13 protein-coding genes, 1 rRNA gene and 1 pseudogene are annotated in these 19,965 nt (G+C 60.9%); 5 read left to right on the plus strand and 10 right to left on the minus strand.

The annotated features are described in order from the left end of the window. Positions 1-146: 146 nt before the first annotated feature. Positions 147-1,633 (minus strand): 16S ribosomal RNA (locus tag BLV09_RS20575). Positions 1,634-2,462: 829 nt separating this feature from the next. On the opposite strand from BLV09_RS20575, the gene BLV09_RS20580 reads away from it, so the two are divergent. The 3 genes from BLV09_RS20580 (at position 2,463) to BLV09_RS20590 (ending at position 5,377) form a co-directional block, all read left to right on the plus strand. Next, positions 2,463-4,538: a M23 family metallopeptidase gene (locus BLV09_RS20580; protein WP_100384207.1), complete on the plus strand. Its 2,076-nt coding sequence runs from the start codon at positions 2,463-2,465 to the stop codon at positions 4,536-4,538. Positions 4,539-4,691: 153 nt separating this feature from the next. Continuing rightward, positions 4,692-5,051, plus strand: a complete 360-nt coding sequence (locus BLV09_RS20585) for an SPW repeat protein (RefSeq protein ID WP_146688665.1) — start codon at positions 4,692-4,694, stop codon at positions 5,049-5,051. A gap of 71 nt (positions 5,052-5,122) precedes the next feature. Next, positions 5,123-5,377 (plus strand): hypothetical protein, encoded by a 255-nt coding sequence (locus BLV09_RS20590; RefSeq protein ID WP_146688666.1) that lies wholly within the window; start codon positions 5,123-5,125, stop codon positions 5,375-5,377. A gap of 88 nt (positions 5,378-5,465) precedes the next feature. On the opposite strand, the gene BLV09_RS38855 is transcribed toward BLV09_RS20590, so the two are convergent. From BLV09_RS38855 to BLV09_RS20610, 4 genes are all read right to left on the minus strand, one after another. Continuing rightward, positions 5,466-6,217 (minus strand): IS5 family transposase gene (locus tag BLV09_RS38855; RefSeq protein ID WP_433994434.1). Its coding sequence is split into 2 segments (ribosomal slippage): positions 5,466-5,887 and positions 5,887-6,217, totalling 753 coding nucleotides; the frame shifts between segments, so codons are not numbered across the junction. Between the two features lie 116 nt (positions 6,218-6,333). After that, a complete protein-coding gene (locus BLV09_RS20600) occupies positions 6,334-7,416 on the minus strand; it encodes an IS630 family transposase (protein ID WP_100381355.1) in 1,083 nt (360 codons plus the stop codon). Positions 7,417-7,494: 78 nt separating this feature from the next. Continuing rightward, the gene (gene clpB, locus BLV09_RS20605; RefSeq protein WP_146688667.1) at positions 7,495-10,134 is read right to left on the minus strand and encodes an ATP-dependent chaperone ClpB; all 2,640 of its coding nucleotides are present in this window, start codon (positions 10,132-10,134) and stop codon (positions 7,495-7,497) included. A 349-nt stretch (positions 10,135-10,483) separates the two neighbouring features. After that, positions 10,484-11,158: a TIGR02594 family protein gene (locus tag BLV09_RS20610; RefSeq protein ID WP_146688668.1), complete on the minus strand. Its 675-nt coding sequence runs from the start codon at positions 11,156-11,158 to the stop codon at positions 10,484-10,486. 350 nt (positions 11,159-11,508) lie between these two features. Here BLV09_RS20610 and BLV09_RS20615 point away from each other — a divergent pair, with 350 nt between their 5' ends. Next, positions 11,509-12,372, plus strand: coding sequence for an alpha/beta fold hydrolase (locus BLV09_RS20615; RefSeq protein WP_146688669.1), 864 nt, complete (start codon positions 11,509-11,511; stop codon positions 12,370-12,372). A 724-nt stretch (positions 12,373-13,096) separates the two neighbouring features. Here BLV09_RS20615 and BLV09_RS20625 read toward each other — a convergent pair. The 3 genes and pseudogenes from BLV09_RS20625 to BLV09_RS20635 all read right to left on the minus strand — a co-directional run. Then, positions 13,097-13,383, minus strand: a pseudogene (locus tag BLV09_RS20625) (methionine biosynthesis protein MetW); the annotation flags it as partial. A gap of 34 nt (positions 13,384-13,417) precedes the next feature. After that, positions 13,418-14,611 carry an aspartate kinase gene (locus BLV09_RS20630; RefSeq protein ID WP_146688671.1) on the minus strand — a complete coding sequence of 398 codons (1,194 nt, stop codon included), beginning with the start codon at positions 14,609-14,611 and terminating at the stop codon, positions 13,418-13,420. Between the two features lie 91 nt (positions 14,612-14,702). Next, positions 14,703-15,845: a peptidase M15 gene (locus BLV09_RS20635; protein WP_100384216.1), complete on the minus strand. Its 1,143-nt coding sequence runs from the start codon at positions 15,843-15,845 to the stop codon at positions 14,703-14,705. Positions 15,846-16,148: 303 nt separating this feature from the next. Between BLV09_RS20635 and BLV09_RS20640 the strand changes: the two genes are divergently transcribed. Beyond that, positions 16,149-17,711: a L,D-transpeptidase gene (locus tag BLV09_RS20640; RefSeq protein WP_146688672.1), complete on the plus strand. Its 1,563-nt coding sequence runs from the start codon at positions 16,149-16,151 to the stop codon at positions 17,709-17,711. 304 nt (positions 17,712-18,015) lie between these two features. Here BLV09_RS20640 and metW read toward each other — a convergent pair whose 3' ends face one another. Further along, positions 18,016-18,681, minus strand: coding sequence for a methionine biosynthesis protein MetW (metW, locus tag BLV09_RS20645; protein WP_146688673.1), 666 nt, complete (start codon positions 18,679-18,681; stop codon positions 18,016-18,018). Between the two features lies 1 nt (position 18,682). Then, a complete protein-coding gene (gene metX, locus BLV09_RS20650) occupies positions 18,683-19,885 on the minus strand; it encodes a homoserine O-acetyltransferase MetX (RefSeq protein WP_146688674.1) in 1,203 nt (400 codons plus the stop codon). Positions 19,886-19,965 lie beyond the last annotated feature (80 nt).

Genomic DNA, 19,965 nt, shown 5'->3' on the forward strand with positions numbered 1-19,965 from the left:
CATGGCGTGTGTTCGTCCGCGAAGAAAGAGAAACGAAGACGGCGAAATCCCGCCTATGGAGCTCAACAATCCTGAAATTGTTGGCCCCTGATGTTTCTAAAACGATCCGATAGATAGCGTGAGCTGATCTGAAGGATCATCCTTAGAAAGGAGGTGATCCAGCCGCAGGTTCCCCTACGGCTACCTTGTTACGACTTCACCCCAGTCGCTGACCCTACCGTGGCCGGCTGCCCCCTTTCGGTTAGCGCACCGTCTTCAGGTAAAACCAACTCCCATGGTGTGACGGGCGGTGTGTACAAGGCCCGGGAACGTATTCACCGTGGCGTGCTGATCCACGATTACTAGCGATTCCAACTTCATGGGCTCGAGTTGCAGAGCCCAATCCGAACTGAGACGGCTTTTTGAGATTTGCGAAGGGTTGCCCCTTAGCGTCCCATTGTCACCGCCATTGTAGCACGTGTGTAGCCCAGCCCGTAAGGGCCATGAGGACTTGACGTCATCCCCACCTTCCTCGCGGCTTATCACCGGCAGTCTCCTTAGAGTGCTCAACTAAATGGTAGCAACTAAGGACGGGGGTTGCGCTCGTTGCGGGACTTAACCCAACATCTCACGACACGAGCTGACGACAGCCATGCAGCACCTGTGTTCCGGGCTCCGAAGAGAAGGTCGCGTCTCTGCGACCGGTCCCGGACATGTCAAGGGCTGGTAAGGTTCTGCGCGTTGCGTCGAATTAAACCACATGCTCCACCGCTTGTGCGGGCCCCCGTCAATTCCTTTGAGTTTTAATCTTGCGACCGTACTCCCCAGGCGGAATGCTTAAAGCGTTAGCTGCGCCACTAGTGAGTAAACCCACTAACGGCTGGCATTCATCGTTTACGGCGTGGACTACCAGGGTATCTAATCCTGTTTGCTCCCCACGCTTTCGTGCCTCAGCGTCAGTATCGGGCCAGTGAGCCGCCTTCGCCACTGGTGTTCTTGCGAATATCTACGAATTTCACCTCTACACTCGCAGTTCCACTCACCTCTCCCGAACTCAAGATCCTCAGTATCAAAGGCAGTTCTGGAGTTGAGCTCCAGGATTTCACCCCTGACTTAAAGACCCGCCTACGCACCCTTTACGCCCAGTGATTCCGAGCAACGCTAGCCCCCTTCGTATTACCGCGGCTGCTGGCACGAAGTTAGCCGGGGCTTATTCTTGCGGTACCGTCATTATCTTCCCGCACAAAAGAGCTTTACAACCCTAGGGCCTTCATCACTCACGCGGCATGGCTGGATCAGGCTTGCGCCCATTGTCCAATATTCCCCACTGCTGCCTCCCGTAGGAGTTTGGGCCGTGTCTCAGTCCCAATGTGGCTGATCATCCTCTCAGACCAGCTACTGATCGTCGCCTTGGTGAGCCGTTACCTCACCAACTAGCTAATCAGACGCGGGCCGATCTTTCGGCGATAAATCTTTCCCCGTAAGGGCTTATCCGGTATTAGCACAAGTTTCCCTGTGTTGTTCCGAACCAAAAGGTACGTTCCCACGCGTTACTCACCCGTCTGCCGCTGACGTATTGCTACGCCCGCTCGACTTGCATGTGTTAAGCCTGCCGCCAGCGTTCGCTCTGAGCCAGGATCAAACTCTCAAGTTGGACTTGAAACTTTGAACCGGCTGATCACAACGTTTGACGAGGTCCCACCATATATATCGCCCGCGATTCACATCGCTGACGACGATGGTGTAACCTTATTCAAAACGTGTACCGCCGAAGTCTTTCGTCCAGCCTCGAAAGATGAAAACCGAAGTTTTCAAGTATTCGAGACTCGCAAGGACTCCGCCGTCCACGTTTCTCTTTCTTCATCTTCACTTGTCAAACAGCCCGGAACCCGAAAGTCCCTCACCCATCTCTGGGTGTTCGCGAAACTCATCCGACGACAAATAACAACCGATGACTATCGGCTGTTGATTCACTCATCTTAGTGAGGAGCTTCACGGGCACGAGTACATGCCTTGGCCTTGGGCCAATGCAGTGCCGCGCTCAGTGGTCGGTTTATAAGCCCGCCCGATCGGCGTTGTCAACGGTTGTTGTCAACAAATCGTCGCATGACCCCAGAGAATCTTGCACCACGAAGAAGCCCTGATTTTTAGGGACTTTGCGCCGTACTTGAGCCACAATCCTGCGACGTTCTGACTGTTAGTTAAGCATTGAATCGCTGGATGCCAGTGGGGGCTGCCGGCGGTTATCTATCCAGGGAGCGGCGATCTTCCATGAATCCACCGCCTTTCCCTTGCAGCCTGGAAACATCGAAAGACCTGCGCTCCATGTCGTTGTTCGCGATCGCGGCCGGCCTCGGCCTTTGATTGTCGAACATCCATACAAGCATACCGCGCTCCCGAATCTCCCGTTGAGAGGACGGATTTGGGTCGCCGGCTGAGCAAAGGTCTCGTCGAATGTTGATGGAAATTTGGGGGACGGTGGTTTGAACCACAGGACGTCACGCGGGGGTGGTTATGGGCGCGAGACCGGGATCATTGATCTCGGTCATGAGCCGCCGCTTTCCGTCGATGGCTCCGAAGCTGCGGTGATCGATCGCCGCCGCGTCTCCGTACAATGGTTCAGCGGCACTATCCTGACTGGTCTGTGCGGCGCAGCTCTGATCGGCGGCGCCGTTTTTGCGTCGCTCGACGGTGAAATGACCTTCGCCAAGGTGCCGGAGCGCGTCGAGGGCGCGTTGAGGGGCGCATTCGGCGCCAATGACCGGACCGCCAGCCTGCACAAGAGCGATCGTCTGCCGCCGCCCGGCGACTCGTCCGCCTTGCGCAATGTGGTGCGCGTTTCGACGGTCACCCGGGTCGGCAACCGCGATGTGATGCGGGTGCGGCCGTTCATCCGCATCTCCGGCAACCTGTCGCTGACGACGAGCGACCTCAGTGCCAAGATTCCGCCGTTCAATGCGCAGCGCATGCTGGCCGACGTCGGCGATGACGCTCCGGCGGCCTCGGATGATCCCAACGCCGCCGATGCTGCCGAGCCCGATGCGGAAGTTTCGTTCGTCACCAAGGACCTTGCGCCGGTCCTGCCCAAAGCCAAATTCGCCGCGGTAGTCGCACTCGATGATGTTTTGATGCGGGTGCGCGACGCCGCTAACTGGCACGGCAATGGCAGCGGCGTGCGTTATGCCGCGCTAGCCAGTGCCGCGGCCGACGTCACCGGCGCGCAGTCGGATATGAAAATGGCCTATGCCACCGAAGGCACGGTCTCCGACCCCTACGCGGGCTTTGAAACGCGGGTGGTTCCGGAAAACGTCACGCTGCTGCCGAAGACCAAGGAACAGGTCACCGGCGGCAACCCCACCGGCGAACGCGTCCATTTGGTCAAGAAGGGCGACACCGTAACGTCGGTCCTGCGCGATCAGGGCGCCACGCCCGAAGAGGCGAAGGCGATCGCGACCACGCTCGGCATCCACGGCCGCGACGGCGGCCTGAAGGAAGGCGAAAAGCTGCGGATCCTGATGGCGCCTGCCGCTCCCGGGCCGAACCAGCCGCTACACCCCTACCGGGTGATCGTCGCCAACGATTCCGCTGTCGAAGCGGTCGCCGCGCTGTCCGACATGGGCAAATACGTCGCCGTCGACGTGCAGAGTATGAATACAGCCACCGAGACGGCCGAGAATAGCAGCACCAGCGATGACGACGATGATGATGGGACCGGGGTACGGCTCTATCAGAGCATCTACGAGACGGCACTGCGCAACAAGGTGCCGCAGAGCGTCATCGACGACATGATCCGCATCTATTCCTATGACGTCGACTTCCAGCGCAAGGTGCAGCCCGGCGATTCCTTCGACGTGTTTTACGCCGGCGAAGACGAAGGCTCCACCGTCACCGAAAAGAACGAAGTGCTGTTCGCCTCGCTCACGGTCGGCGGCGAGACCAAGAAATATTATCGTTTCCAGACCCCCGACGATTCCGTCGTCGATTACTATGACGAGACCGGCAAGAGCGCGAAGAAGTTCCTGGTTCGCAAGCCCGTCAACAACGCCATCATGCGATCAGGCTTTGGCAGCCGCCGCCATCCCATCCTCGGTTACGTGAAGATGCACACCGGCGTCGACTGGGCCACGGCCTATGGAACGCCGATTTTCGCCTCCGGCAACGGCGTCGTCGAAGTGGCCGGCTGGGAAGGCGGCTATGGAAAATACGTCAAGCTGAAGCACAATAACGGCTACGAGACCGCCTACGGGCATATGTCGGCCTTCGCCAAGGGGCTCGAGGTCGGCAAGCGGGTTCGGCAGGGCCAGGTGATCGGCTTCGTCGGCTCGACCGGGCAATCGACCGGCGCCCATGTCCACTACGAGATTCTGGTGAACGGACGTTTCGTCGATCCGATGCGTATCAAGTTGCCACGCGGCCGCTCGCTCGACGGTCCGATGATGTCAGGCTTCGAGAAGGAGCGCGATCGTCTCGACGCCATGATGAGCAATCGTAACGGCGGTGCGCGCATATCCGACGCCACGAGCGCGCCGCTGCGGATGCAGCAGGTCAGCAATCGCTGACGCGGACGCGTCTGGGTGCCTGCCGGCTACCGAGGGAGAAACGGCGCCTTTTGCCGCCGGTTTCGTTAAATTTCATCAACCCGCTCCGGAACCCGCGCGGCAGTTCTGCGGTTGTATCGCTGTGGGCAGCCTTCACTGAAATTGGAGGATGTCATGGAGAATTGGACGAACGCAAAACTATGCGACGTCGCGAACCTGGTCCTCGGCGCGGTTCTGTTCTTTTCGCCCTGGATATTCGGGTTCGAGGCCGGAAGGGCCTCCGAAAACGCCACCATCGCCGGCATCGTCATCGTGGCTCTCGCGGTCGCCGCACTTACGGCCTTCGCGGTCTGGGAAGAGTGGCTGAACCTCATCGTCGGATTGTGGACGCTGGTTTCGCCTTGGGTACTGCACTTCCAGGGAACTCGCGCGATGACGGTTCATGTGGTCATCGGCGCGACCGTCGCGATACTGGCGGCACTTGAGCTCTGGATGATGTCGCAGAACCCGCCCCGGCTTACCACGAACCGCTGAGGCGTTTACGTCCCCACCCGCCGCCGATGGGCATGGCGGCGCTTGAGGGATCGCGAGCCATGGGAAGTATCATGGGACGTATCACTCGGGACGACATTATCAGGGCGGTTGCCCGGGCCGACGATGCGACCGTGACCGAGATTATTGGCACGGGTGCAACGACAGACGAACTGGCGGAGGCGCAAGCCTGGATCGCCAATGACGAACCGCTGCTGAATGCCGGCAAGCCGCTGGCGAGTGGTCGCGTCCGCCAGCTCATCGATATCCTGGCCGAGCTTGAGCCTGGCGAAGAAGATGAAGCCGACCCTGCCGCCAGTCAGGTCTGACGCATGGATGCACCCTGCCGTTTAGGCCGTCGGGTGCATCCTGTGGTCAATCGCGGCTCGACGGTGCCAGACTAGGACGAATCCACATTCAACGGAGCCAGATGCAGATTGCGGCGAGGTGGACGAAGGCGAGGAAGTAGTCTGCCCGTCGGTCATATCGAGTGGCGAAGCGACGGAAGTGTTTGAGCTTGTTGAAGCAGCGCTCGATGCGGTTGCGTATCTGGTAGATCGTCTCATCATGCGGGATGGGGACCTTGCGAGAGCGGGTTGAGGGGATCACCGCTTCAGCGTTCATGTCTGCGATGGTCCTGCGCAGGTCGTTGTTGTCATAGGCCCTGTCAGCCAGCACGGCCTCGGCCTTAAAGCCTTCGAGCAGGGCTTTTGCAGTGAGGTTGTCGTGTCGTTGGCCGGCGGTAAGCATGAGGCGCAGCGGCCGGCCGAGGCTGTCGCAGAGCATGTGGATCTTGGTAGTCAAACCACCTCGGGAACGCCCCAGTTCCTGAGTTTTGGCCCCCCTTTTCCGCTCGCGGCCTGCTGATGGACACGAACCAGAGTGGTATCGAGCATCAGGTATTTGTTGTCGCGATCCTTGGTCAGTTCGGTGAACACCTTCTCCCACACGCCGGCCTTGGCCCAGCGGGTGAAGCGTGCGTGTACGCTCTTCCACTTACCATAGCGCTCCGGCAGGTGCTGCCAGTAGGCTCCGGACCGCAGAACCCACAAAACCCCGTTCACGAACAGACGGTTGTCGACGCCGCTGCGGCCGGGATCCCCCACCTTGCCCGGCAGCATAGGCCCAATCCGAGCCCATTGCGCCTCGCTTAGCTCATAGCGCTTCACACCCATCAGCCCGCTCCGAATCAAAAAGGTCCGGAACGCATTGATTCAGCATCTTTCAGCTATAGGAATCCTGAATGTGGATTGGTCCTTGTCCTGAACCAAAAGTTCGTGGCATTTTAGACCTTAGCCGGCGAATTGTAAGCGCAGAAGCGTTCGATCGAGCTGAGAATGTCGTCGGCTGATTTGGTCCATCGGAACGGCCTCGGGTCGGCATTGTGATGTTCGATGAATGACGTGATCTCGGCACGTAGCGCCGCCACGCTGCGATAGATGCCGCGCCTGATCTTGCGCTCGGTGATGAGTGCGAAGAAGCGTTCGAGCTGATTGAGCCAGGATGAACTGGTCGGCGTCAGGTGAACGTGCCAGCGCGGCCTCTTGGCCAACCAGTTGCGGATCAGCGGCGTTTTGTGGGTTGCGTAATTGTCCATGACGAGATGAACGTCCAGATCGTCTGGAACAGCGGCTTCGATCTCATCGAGAAACTTGCGGAACTCCTTGGCGCGATGGCGTCCATAGCACTTGCCGATGATCCGGCCGGTTGCGATGTCGAGGGCGGCAAACAGGGATGTGGTGCCATGGCGCTTGTAGTCGTGACTATGGCGCGCCGGCTGGCCGGGTCGCATGGGCAGCATGGGCTGGCTACGATCCAGGGCCTGGATCTGCGACTTCTCATCGACGCACAGCACGATGGCGCGCTCGGGCGGGGCCACGTAGAGGCCGACGACATCGCGAACCTTGGCGACGAAATCAGGGTCGGTTGAGAGTTTGAAAGTCTCCAGCCGGTGCGGTTGCAGGCCGAAGGCGCGCCATATCCGCTGTACCGTGGAGACTGACAGCCCACAGGCCCGAGCCATGCCGCGCGAACTCCAATGGGTGGCGTCGGCGGGCTTGGTCTCAAGGGTGCGGACGATCACCGCCTCGATCCGGGTATCCTCGATGGTGCGCGGCGTCCCCGATCGCGGCTCGTCCCAAAGACCTTCAAGCCGATGCTCGGCGAAGCGCCGCCGCCACTTGCCAACCGTGTCGGGATCAACACCCAGGCGGGCCGCCACAACCTTACTCTGCTCGCCGTCGGCACAGGCCAAGACGATCCGGGCTCGTAGCGCCAAGGCCTGCGCCGTGCTTCGGCGTGAGGCCAGCGACGTCAACTCAGCGCGTTCCACCTCATCCAACTCCAGCGGAGCAAAGCGTCGACCCATCGCCAATCCTCCCCAAAATCTGGAGAGTCCGCTATCATCGAGTCGATTTAGAGTCCGCCGAACTTCTGATTCAGGACACTAGTGCATCTTCCGTTTCGACGCCGGCGCATCAAACTGCGAGATCTCGGCAGTTTGCGGCGCCTTGCCGTTGAACGTCAGCACGTTGCCTTTCGCCGAGAGCGCGACCTGATCACCATCCCGCACCTCGCCGGCAAGGATCATCTCGGCCAACGGATCCTGCACACTGCGCTGGATCACCCGCTTGAGCGGACGCGCGCCATAGGCCGGATCCCACCCCTTGGCCGCAAGCCAATCGCGCGCCGCGGCATCGAGCGTGAGCGTGATCTTGCGGTCTTCCAGCAGCTTTCGCAGCCGGGAGAACTGGATCTCGACGATCCGGCCCATCTCGCTCTTTTGCAGGCGGTGGAACAGGATGATTTCATCGACCCGGTTTAGGAACTCGGGACGGAAGTGCGCCCGCACCGTGGCCATCACCTGCTCGCGGACCGCGGACGTATCCTCGCCTTCCGGCTGGTTGACGAGGAATTCCGAACCGAGGTTCGAGGTCATGATGATCAGCGTGTTGCGGAAATCGACGGTGCGGCCCTGGCCGTCGGTCAGACGGCCATCGTCGAGCACCTGCAACAGCACGTTGAAGACATCCGGATGCGCCTTCTCGATCTCGTCGAACAGCACCACCTGATAGGGCCGTCGCCGCACCGCCTCGGTGAGCGCGCCGCCCTCGTCATAGCCGACATAGCCCGGAGGCGCGCCGATCAGCCGCGACACCGAGTGCTTTTCCATGTACTCGGACATGTCGAGGCGGACCATCGCGGTCTCGTCGTTGAACAGATATTCGGCGAGCGCCTTGGTCAGCTCGGTCTTGCCGACGCCGGTCGGGCCCAAGAACATGAACGAGCCCATCGGGCGGTTCGGGTCCTGCAGGCCCGCACGCGAACGACGCACGGCGGTCGCGACCGCATGCACGGCTTCGGCCTGGCCGACGACGCGCTTGCCGAGGCTGTCTTCCATCTTCAAGAGCTTGTCTTTTTCACCCTCGAGCATCTTGTCGACGGGAACGCCGGTCCAGCGCGAAACCACCTGCGCGATGTGGTTGGCGGTGACGGCCTCCTCCATCATCTCGCCTGCGTTTTCCTTGGCCTCGATATCGGCAAGCTTCTTTTCAAGCTCCGGAATCCGGCCATAGGCCAATTCGCCCGCGCGCTGGAATTCGCCGCGGCGCTGGGCGTTGGCGAGTTCAATGCGCAAGCCGTCGAGCTCGCTCTTGAGCTTTTGTGCGTTGGAGAGCTTGTTCTTCTCCGAACTCCAGCGCGCTGTCAGCGCGGCGGATTTCTCCTCGAGATTGGCGAGTTCCTTCTCCAGCGTTTTCAGGCGGCTCTTCGAGCCGGCATCGCTTTCCTTCTTGAGCGCTTCCTGCTCGATCTTCAGCCGGATGATTTCCCGATCCATCGAATCGAGTTCTTCCGGCTTGGAATCCACCTGCATCTTCAGCCGCGCCGCCGCCTCATCCATCAGGTCGATGGCTTTGTCAGGCAGGAAGCGGTCGGTGATGTAGCGGTTGGACAGCGTGGCCGCGGCCACCAGCGCGGAGTCGGTGATCCGCACGCCATGGTGCTGTTCGTACTTGTCTTTCAAGCCGCGCAGGATCGAGATGGTGTCCTCGACCGAGGGCTCGTTGACATAGATCGGCTGGAACCGCCGCGCCAGCGCGGCATCCTTCTCGACATGCTTCTGGTACTCATCGAGCGTGGTGGCGCCGATGCAATGCAATTCGCCGCGCGCCAGCGCGGGCTTCAACAGGTTGGACGCATCCATCGCGCCGTCGGCCTTGCCGGCGCCGATCAGCGTGTGCATCTCGTCGATGAACAGGATGATGCTGCCCTCAGCAGACGTGACTTCCTGCAGCACGGCTTTCAGCCTTTCCTCGAATTCGCCGCGGTATTTTGCGCCCGCAATCAGCGCGCCGAGATCGAGCGACAGCAATTTCTTGTCTTTCAGGCTTTCCGGCACGTCACCATTGACGATGCGCAGCGCCAGGCCCTCGACGATCGCGGTCTTGCCGACACCGGGCTCGCCGATCAAAACAGGGTTGTTCTTGGTGCGGCGGGACAGCACCTGAATGGTGCGGCGGATTTCCTCGTCGCGCCCGATCACCGGATCGAGCTTGCCGTCGCGCGCCGCCTGGGTCAGGTCGCGGGAATATTTCTTCAGCGCGTCATAGGCATTTTCGGCGGTCGCAGAGTCCGCGGTGCGGCCCTTGCGCAAGGCTTCGATCGCAGCATTGAGGTTCTGCGGTGTGACGCCACCTTTTTTCAGGATGCTGCCGGCTTCGCTGTCTTTCGCGAGCGTCAGCCCCAGCAGCAGCCGTTCGACGGTGACAAAGCTGTCGCCGGCCTTCTCGGCGGCCTTTTCGGCCGCATCGAACGCCCGTGCCAGATCGGGCGCGAGATAAACCTGCCCCGCACCGCTTCCGGAAACTTTCGGGAGTTTGTTGAGCGCATCCTCGGTCGCCTTGAGGATCGCACGCGAATTGCCGCCGGCGCGGTCGATCAGACCACCGGCGAGGCCCTCGCTGTCGTCCAGCAGTACTTTCAGCATATGCAATGGCGAAAACTGCTGGTGGCCGTCGCGCATCGCCAGCGATTGCGCAGACTGGATAAAACCGCGCGCACGCTCGGTGTATTTTTCAATATTCATGTGTATTTCCCTCAGCCTGCCGCTCCGCCCGGTGGCGCGATCAGCAAAAGTGGATACCGGTTTTGCGTCCGATCGCGCCCCCAATTTTAAAGTGGCGCGTGATCTGGTCGCGAAACCGCCCACACTTTCACGGATCACGCGCGAAGCACGGATACAGCATCTTCATTGGGTTTCCGCTGATCGCGTTGACATTCCTCAACCAGCCAGCGGTCGTCACCGACGCTCACGCCGGCTTGAGGCAAATGTGGGAACAGCCCCTCGAAAACGGAAGGGGGAACTTCACAAAATCGTGTGCTGGGTCTACGGGCGCCTCTCCCCGGCAGCGGGGAGAGGCGCAGAGCGACCAAGCTCAGCTGGTCGGCAGCACGTAGGCGTAAATCCGGCCGCGCGAAACCGGCGCTTCCCTGACACGGTTACCGTTGTTGCCGGAAACGAGGATCGGATTGCCGTTGGCATCGATACCGCTGACCACGCCGACATGGCCGCCGCCGCGTCGCGCCATCACCGCGATGGCGCCGATCTCGGGGCCCGATACCCGCCGGCCGTAATGCGCAAACGAACTGGCCAGGTCCGAGCCGGTGCCGCGATAACCGGACTGCTGCAAGACCATATTCATGAAGCGTGCGCACCACAGGCTGCGACGGCTGGTGGGATTGCCGCCGATGTAACGACGCGCGTCGGCGACAACATTCGACGAGCCGAAGCCGCCCGAGGAGGCCGTGCTGCCCAACGCGGCGTCAGGTGCGAAGCTGGCATTGGCATTGGCGAAGCCGCCCGAGCGCATTTGCGCGACGCCGGCATCCCAGCGCGACTGGCGCGCAAGGTGCCGATAATGACGATACGCGAAATACCGTCTGGCATGACGGCCAGCATAGTGCACATGGCCATGTCGGCCTGTGCTGTGACGCGATCTTGCTGAAGCCGGGGTGGCGGAAGCGACGATTGTCGCCGAACATAACGCCAGCGCAACAGCGCCAAGAGAAGCAACGCGAAGTGACCGGCGAAACGCAAACAACTGAACCATACTTGATCCTCTGTGACACCCCCGTTCCCATCGGCGTCCCGCAGCCTCGCTCGAAGACATGCGGGACGGCCGACATTCGCGGTCGGTATGCCCGCCGCGGTATGGCGACAGCGTGACGCGATACGGCGGTGCAGGAACGGTTTCGGGGTGATTCCGCGGCCGTCTGACGGTGAAAAAGAATCGATTTCGCCTCATTGCAGCCGCGAGCATTAACTGCGATTTTCGGCCCCGGCCCAAAGCGCTTTCACGCGAAATGGTCGCCGCTTCGCGCAAACAAGCGCGTCAAAACAAAAAGATCGAGCGAGGGTTCTGATCCCGTCAGAACCAGGCCCGATAACAAGGAAGAGCAAATGCCCTATGCCGTCACGAGCGACAATGTCCGCCTTCACTTCGAAGAAGCTGGCAGCGGAACGCCGATTATTTTTCTGCACGAATTCGCCGCCGACCACACCAATTGGGAGCCGCAGATGCGTTACTTCTCGCGCGGCCACCGTTGCATCGCCTATTCGGCGCGCGGCTATACGCCGTCCGACGTGCCGGCTTCTGCCGACGTCTACAGCTACAAACATTTCTATACCGACGCGCTCGCCGTGCTCGACCATTTGCAGATCGAAAAAGCCCATCTGGTGGGGCTGTCGATGGGCTCCTATTCGTCGCTGCAGATCGGCATGAATGCGCCGCACCGCGCCTTGTCGATGACGCTGGCCGGCGTCGGCTCGGGATCGAGCCTTGAACATCTCGATGCCTTCCGCAAGCAGTGCCGCGACACCGCCGAACAATTCGAGACGATCGGCTCCGTAGAGGTCGCGAAAGTCACCCGCGAGGCGCCGGGCCGGATTCCGTTCCTCGTGAAGGATCCACGCGGCCACGCAGATTTCTACGCCGCGCTGGCGCGGCACGATGCCAAGGGCTCCGCCAACACCATGCGCAGCTTCCAGGGCGGCCGGCCCTCGATCTATACGATGACGGAAACGATCCGAAAGGTGCCGACGCCCGCCCTCATCATCTGCGGCGACGAGGACGATGCCTGCGTCGAGCCTAGCCTGTTCCTGAAGAAGCATCTGCCTGCCGCCGGGCTGACCTTCTTCCCGAAATCGGGCCATGTGCTCAATCTGGAAGAGCCGGCGCTGTTCAATGAAATGGTCGAACGCTTCATCACGCTTGCCGAAGCCGGACGCTGGCCGGTGCGTGATCCGAGGTCGCGTCTGACATAATCGTCGCAGCGGCGGCATGCTCATTTCAAATAAGAATCTGTTCGAATATGGGTCCACGATCTCGCAGCGCGGCGCGCCCGAGTTGTGCGTGAACATCGGCCCTTGAAAATCAGAGGGCGCAGGCGCCCCTCAGAGAGGGCGCAGGTGCGACCCTCAAGGGAGGGCGCAGGGAATGCCGGGTGCCCGTTGCACCCGCAGCCTCGCGTGGTGTGAAAAAACACGCGAGTTAGTCACTACAGGTTCACCGGGTCACCCGGCACTCCCTGCGCAATGGTTTTAACGGTTTCCTTCGTGCTCTCCCTGGTGACCGGGCTTTGTTGCCACCATCACCGCGCGGAAACTTCCGCGCAACTTGACGCCAGCGTCGGGGCGTCAGGACCACACGACTTCGCCGTCCGCAGCCTCGTCGCTCGTCCGCACGCCGGTGGCGCGCGACGACGCTGCCGCGTCCACCGCATCCCAAACCCTACGTCCGTGACGATCGCGAAACGCCCCTCGATCGGGAACGGGATGGCGCGAGACAAGCCGGTGATTTGGGTCAAATGAAAATAGAAATATTTTTAAAACAGGGCTGGACACGCAGCCTGCCAAACGGCCTGTCGGGCAAATCAGATATCGAGGAAAATGATGCCGGGGAGCGCATCATAGACGGTGGCGCCGGCCCGCGCGATCGGCGCGATTCCGGCCGTGGATGCCCGGGATGAGCCCGGGCATGACGATCTGTCTACCTCACCTTCCCTGCGCGACTGAGCAAAAACACGCCCTGCTCGCCGAACATGTCCAGAACCACGAGGGCGCGCTGAGACGGAGCGGACGGCCGTAAAGATCGAGTGCGACTGCGCGCTCCATCTTGACGGGGATATCGTCGCAGAGCTGTACGAAATCCTTGATGGTGCAGAAGTGGATGTTCGGCGTGTCGCACTAGGTCGCCGGCAGATTGTCGGTGCGCGGCATGTGTCCGCCGATCAAAAGCCGCAACCGCATCCGCCAGAAACCGAAATTCGGAAACGAGAAGCTGCCGCACTTTTTTACACAAAAAAATCAACTAGATGAGCGAATGTAAAGCCTTGACGGCGGCCTCGCGGCTTTCCACAGGAACAAATAGATTTACCGAATGCGGAGACAAAACATATTTATCGACGATAATCGCGTGATGTTGCAGAATCTGTATCGCCTTAAATGGCAAGTCTGTAGAAACGCCGCCGAAACAGGTGAGGCTCACCGAACTTAAAGTCTCACGATGTTTGCGCAACTCTTTGCTACCTTTCAGCGTGCGCAGCAAAGTGTCGAGCGACTCCGAATCGCAGGTCATCATAATCCGCGTTTTCCCGGCGGTGAAAGCCGAGGCGAGGAGTTGCGGCCAAGATAAGCCGTTTCGTTTGAGATGCTGCGCGAACCTCTCAAAGCCCTGACTGAGGTCAGCCGAATCGATCTCGACATGCTCAATGCGAGCCAACGAGTTGACTGCTAAAACTCTTCCGCTTTCCATCCCCATAACCTCTTTCACCACGTGTGTGCCCTGTTCAGAGCCGCCCCATTTTTTTAAAACCAAGGGCATATTTTGGCTTTGTGCCAGCTCCACGCTGCGAAAATGCAAAACCTTCGCGCCCCAGAAACACATTTCGGATAACGATGCAAAATCGAGCTGTCGCAAGGATTTGGAATTTGCCACGATGCGCGGATCGGCCGTGCAAACTCCGTCGACTTCCTTGATAATCTCACAGCATTCGGCTTGCAGCGCCGCAGCCATGGCGACCGCAGTGGTATCGCTGCCGCCGCGGCCCAGCGTGGTGATTTCCTTGGTCGCTGGATTCACGCCCTGAAAGCCTGCTAAAACCACGATGCGTCCTCGATCGAGTTCCTCGCGCACGCGAATCGGCCGCACATCCAAAATGCGCGCGGCGGAGTGGGATTCGTCGGTCATCACTCCGGCTTGACTGCCGGTAAAGCTTATTGCCGGCACGCCGAAATCGAACAACGCCATGCTCAGTAAAGACATGCTGATGCGCTCACCGGTGGTTAACAACATATCGAGTTCACGGCGACTGGGTTGTAGGCTTGCTTGATAGGCCATCCGAACAAGTTCGTCGGTGGTTTGACCCATCGCTGAAACGATCACTACAATCCGATGACCGCGCCTGTACAAATTAGCGAGGTCGCTCGCGACGGCGCGGATTTTTGCCGGCGTTGCGAGACAGGCGCCGCCGTATTTTTGCACGGTAATGGCATGGTTGCGCATTCTGCTCACCGAAGTAGCCGCTGAGAGCGGCCTACGCGTTAGCGCGAACAATCGTAATCGCATCCGCGGCGTGTTGAATACTTGACTTGGGTTAGGTCGTTCTTTGCCTCGATGATCTTGCGGTTTTTGAGCGTTTCCCGACGTTGTGATTGTCTCGCGCAGTTAAACGGCTGCGCTTCTCGGATCCGGCGTGTCGAGCTTCCGTGCCGCGGTGGTGAGCGGCATATTCGCTACCGTCGATCGGCGCCACATGTGGCGGATCCCTGCCAAGATACGGTCGCCCGATTCCAAACTCCTCCCCGTGTGCATCGATCCATTTCCAGAGACTCTCACTGGAATGATATCGCTGGTCCCTTGTCTCGCCCTTGACGCTCACGACATCGGCTGCAAGTCCATGGCCGTAGCCGCCGCGAAAGCTCCCGCCATGGTACGACCTGTTGGTCGCCGCTTTCAGGCCGCTTGCGAGCGATTGACGATAATCGTCGCGAAACGCGCTGGTTATGCCAGGAGACAGCCCAGCCTCTTCCACCGCGCGGAGTACATGAAAGAGCTTCAGCTTGAAGCTCCGATCCATGCCTCCGATCACGTAGTCCATCATCGGCATGCCGGCTTTTTCCGCCGCCTTCGGATCCTTCCAGGCGAAATCCTCGTCGACCAGCTTGGTAAAGCTCCGGGTGACCGTCACCCTTCTGCCCTTCTTCTTGACGACCACTTTCCTCTGTTCGTTCACCTTGAGGGTGTCCTCTTTGGGCGTCCGTCGGTAGAGCGCCCACAGGTATTGGTCGATGCAGACGTCCGCTTCCCCGCACCCGTCGGGGATTTCGATGGAACCGACGGCCTTCCTGGCGTCATCAGGCAGCGGATCACTCGGGCTCGCCGTCGCCACTTGCACGGGTGGTGTTTCCGGTGGGAGCGTTTGGGACGCATCGGCCGACGCGGCCTCGGCGATCGGCTCCGGCTTATCTTGCACCGCCGTCATGTTGCTGGTCGTGACCGTCACGGCTTCCGCTGCCACAACGGTGCTTGCGTCGACGGCCTTGCCCATTGCGGTGGCCTGCGGTGCGTCCGCTGGCTCGGCATCAGCGGAAAGAGACGGTGCGCGGCGGTCCACGAGTGGCGCTCCGCCGATGTTATCGATGGCCGCCGAACCGAAGCCAGCAAGCCACACGACTGCGCAACCCGCGATAACGACCGTGAGCGCGGTTGCCACGGCAGCAAATCGCTGCGGGTTCATGATCGCAGCCCTCACAGGTTCCACCTGAGCCAGATTGCACGGCGAAGCACGCGACGCCGACGATCTTCGGATCATTATTCTGACGTGCAATGGCGGAATCTGCGGGTTATCATTTTTTCCAAAAAGTGTTGCCCGAACGCAACGCACTGTCGCAAGCGGCGCGCGTTAGACGAAACTGGGCCAGTCGGTAGGCAAGATTGAACCAAAAGGGCGTAGAACGTGGCGGCGATTGGTTAATACCAAAGTCACGATCTGACACTTGATCGACACAAGCGCGGACAGGCATTTCAACCCGGGGATGGCATGGTAAATCGATTCACGACGGAACAATCCACGGCGACAATGCGGCGTTGGAAGCCTCTCGCGATTGTGGTGCTCGTAGCGACGGCCGCGCTGACGGCGCTGACCGCCGACGCCACGGCGAGACAAGCCCGCCCCGCGGCCACCGTCGAGGCGACGGCGCCGCGCGAGGCGGGCGAACCGATCATGGCGATCGTGTCGATCAAGAGCCAGAAGGTCACTTTCTACGACGCCGACGGCTGGATCCTGCGCGCGCCGGTGTCGAGCGGCATCAAGGAACGCGAGACGCCGGCCGGCGTCTTCGCCGTTATCGAGAAGGACAAGGACCACCACTCGACCATGTATGACGATGCCTGGATGCCGAACATGCAGCGCATCACCTGGAATGGCGTCGCGCTGCACGGCGGACCGCTGCCGGGCTATGCGGCCTCGCATGGCTGCGTGCGGATGCCCTACGACTTTGCGGAGAAGCTGTTCAACAAGACATGGATCGGGATGCGGGTGATCATCTCGCCCAGCGACGCCGAGCCCGTCGATTTCACTCACCCGGCGCTGTTCGTGCCGAACGCAGATGCGCTCGCGGCCGCGCCGGCCAAGGCCGAGACGCTCGCGCGCGAGGCCGAGGATGCCGCCAGGGCAGCCGACGAGGCGAAGAAAGCCGCCGCGACGACATCACGTGAGGCAACATCGCTGCCAGCGTCGCTCCGAAAGCTGGAGCAACTCAAGAAACGCGCCGACGCCGAGCTCGCCTATCTCGACAAGGCGCTCGCCGCGGCAAAGACCGATCAGGCCAAGGCGCGGGCGGAGGAGCTGAAGCAGAAGGCCGCCACCAAGGCCGCGGACGCGGCGACGCAGCTCGATACCGCCAAGGCCGACGCGCAGCCCAAGCTCGATGCGGCTGCCAACGCAAAGGAAGCCGCGAAGGCGGCAGCGACCAAAAAAGCCGATGCCGCCAAAGCGGCGACCGCAGCGAAGCTCTTGCTCGAGCCGGTCTCGGTCTACATCAGCCGCGCGACGCAGAAGCTTTACGTGCGGCGCAACACGCATAAGCCGGCGCCGGACGGGGGCGGCGAGGTATTCGATTCGTCCATCGAGGTTCCGGTCACGATCCGCGATCCCGACAAGCCGATCGGCACGCACATCTTCACTGCGGTGGCCCGCACCGACAAGGGCCTGCGCTGGACCGCGGTCACGATCGACAACGGGGACGACGCCAAGGACGCGCTCGACCGCATCACCATTCCGCAGGACGTGCTCGACCGCATCGCGCCGACCGCAGTGCCGCGATCCTCGATCATCGTCTCCGACGAACCGCTGAGCAGCGAGACCAATTATCGCACCGAGTTCGTCGCGGTGCTGAGCAATCAGCCCCAGGGCGGCTTTATAACGCGTCAGCCGACGCCTGCGGTCGATGATGACCGCGTTGCCAGCGGCGACGCCCCCGACGGCGGGGCCGGCGGCTTCTTCTCCATTTTCCAACGCAATCCGGACTACCAAACCGGCAATGTGCAGCGGCGCGGGGGGCAGTACTATCGTCCGGTGCAACAAGGCGGGTCGTGGTGGTAAGGCGAGGCACGCCGCGCCTCGGCCGCATGGTCGCTCAGGGTCACGAGCGTCGATTTCGTCTGCGGCCGACCGTGTCCGCGTTACCCATCACAGCCGACGGCAGAAGGCGATCGCGATCTCGGTCCGATCAAAATTCATCCCGCGTAGCGCGTGGCTCGTGATGGCCGAGCATAGCAGCCTGCCCTGCGCAGACTGCATAAACTTGTCTGCCCTCCCGACCATCTACGTCTTACTTATCTTGGCGCAGCAAACACACGGATGGCCGGGTCAAGCCCGGCCATGACGACCCGTGAAAAAATTCGGATTACTTTCCCTTCCCTGCGCGGCTCAACAAAAACACGCCCTGCTCGCCGAACATGTTCCAGAACCACCAGGGCGCGCTGAGACGCAGCGGCCGGCCGTAAAGGTCGAGCGCGACCGCGCGCTCCATCTTGACGTTGATCTCGTCGCAGAGCTGCACGAAGTCCTTGATGGTGCAGAAATGGATGTTCGGCGTATCGTACCATGTCGCCGGCAGATTTTCGGTGCGCGGCATGTGGCCGCCGACCAGCAATTGCAGCCGCATCTTCCAGAACCCGAAATTCGGGAACGAGACGATGGCGCGCCGCCCGATCCGCAGCAGATTTTCCAGCACCACGCGCGGCTGCCGGGTCGCCTGCAGGGTCTGCGACAGGATCACATAATCGAAGGCGTCGTCGGGATAGTTGATGAGGTCGGTGTCGGCGTCGCCCTGCACCACCGCAAGCCCCTTGGCGACGCAGCGATTGACGCCTTCGCGCGACAATTCGATGCCGCGGCCGTCGATGCCGCGGCTTTCTAGCAATTGCAGGAGATCGCCTTCGCCGCAGCCGACGTCGAGCACCTTTGAGCCACGCTCGATCATTCCCGCCACCAGCAGGTGGTCGCCGCGGTAATTTCCGGCGTTTTCTGGCGCAGCGCCGTTCAGCGGCAGGACCTGTTGAAGAGCCATGTCAGCCGCCCGTCGCAGTCAGGCCGCGCGCCTTGCCGGCCGATTGCAGGAACGCGCGCGCGATGTCGAAGAATTCCGGCACGTCCAACAGAAACGCATCATGGCCGCGGTCGGTCTCGATCTCCGCAAACGACACCCGCGCGCTGGAAGCGTTGAGCGCATGCACCAGCGCGCGCGATTCCGATGTCGGAAACAGCCAGTCGCTGGTGAACGACACCACGCAGAAGCGGGTCTGGATGCCGCGAAACGCCTGCGCCAGAACACCGTCATGATCGGCGGCAATGTCGAAATAATCCATCGCCCGCGTCAGATAGAGGTAGCTGTTGGCATCGAAGCGCTCGACGAATGACGAGCCCTGATGGCGCAGATAGCTCTCGACCTGAAAATCCGCATCGAACGAGAAGGTCGGCAGTTCGCGATCCTGCATTCGCCTTCCGAATTTGCGATGCAGCGCTGCGTCTGACAGATAGGTGATATGCGCAGCCATCCGCGCGACGCCGAGGCCGCGATGCGGATGCGTGCCCTGTTCGAAGTAACGCCCGTGATGCCAGTCGGGATCGGCCATGACAGCCTGCCGGCCGAGCTCATGGAATGCGATGTTCTGTGCCGAGTGCCGCATGCTGCACGCCACCGCCAGCGCCGAGAATACGCGCTTGGGATAGGCCGCGGTCCATTGCAGCGCCTGCATGCCGCCCATCGAGCCACCGACCACGCAGAACAAGGTCTCGATGCCGAGCCGGTCGATCAGCATGGTTTGCGCGCGCACCATGTCGGGAATGGTGATGATCGGAAAATCCAGTCCCCACAATTTGCCGGTTGCCGGATTGGTCGAGGCCGGCCCGGTCGAGCCCATGCAGCCGCCGATCACGTTGGAGCAGATAATGAAATATCTGTCGGTATCCAGCGGACGGCCGGGACCGATCATGGTTTCCCACCAGCCGGGCTTGCCGGTCACCGGATGGACATTGGCGACGTGCTGATCGCCAGTCAGCGCGTGGAAAACCAATATCGCGTTGGAACGGTCGGCGTTGAGTTCGCCATAGGTTTGATAGGCGACCTGAAAGGGCGACAGATCGATGCCGCAATCGAGCTTCAGCGGCTGGTCCGAGCCGAACAGCGCCACCGGCGAACTCGGATGGTCCGCCTCCTGCGCGCGCTCCTCGGCATGGATCGAGGGACTGGATATCGACTGTATGTTCGTCATCTCGCCACCGACCTCCTGACGGAGGTTTACAGACAGAAATCAGGCCATAAAAAAACCCGGCCTGAACTAAAGGTTCGGCC

The sequence above is a fragment of the Bradyrhizobium canariense genome, from assembly GCF_900105125.1.
Classification (GTDB): domain Bacteria; phylum Pseudomonadota; class Alphaproteobacteria; order Rhizobiales; family Xanthobacteraceae; genus Bradyrhizobium; species Bradyrhizobium canariense_A.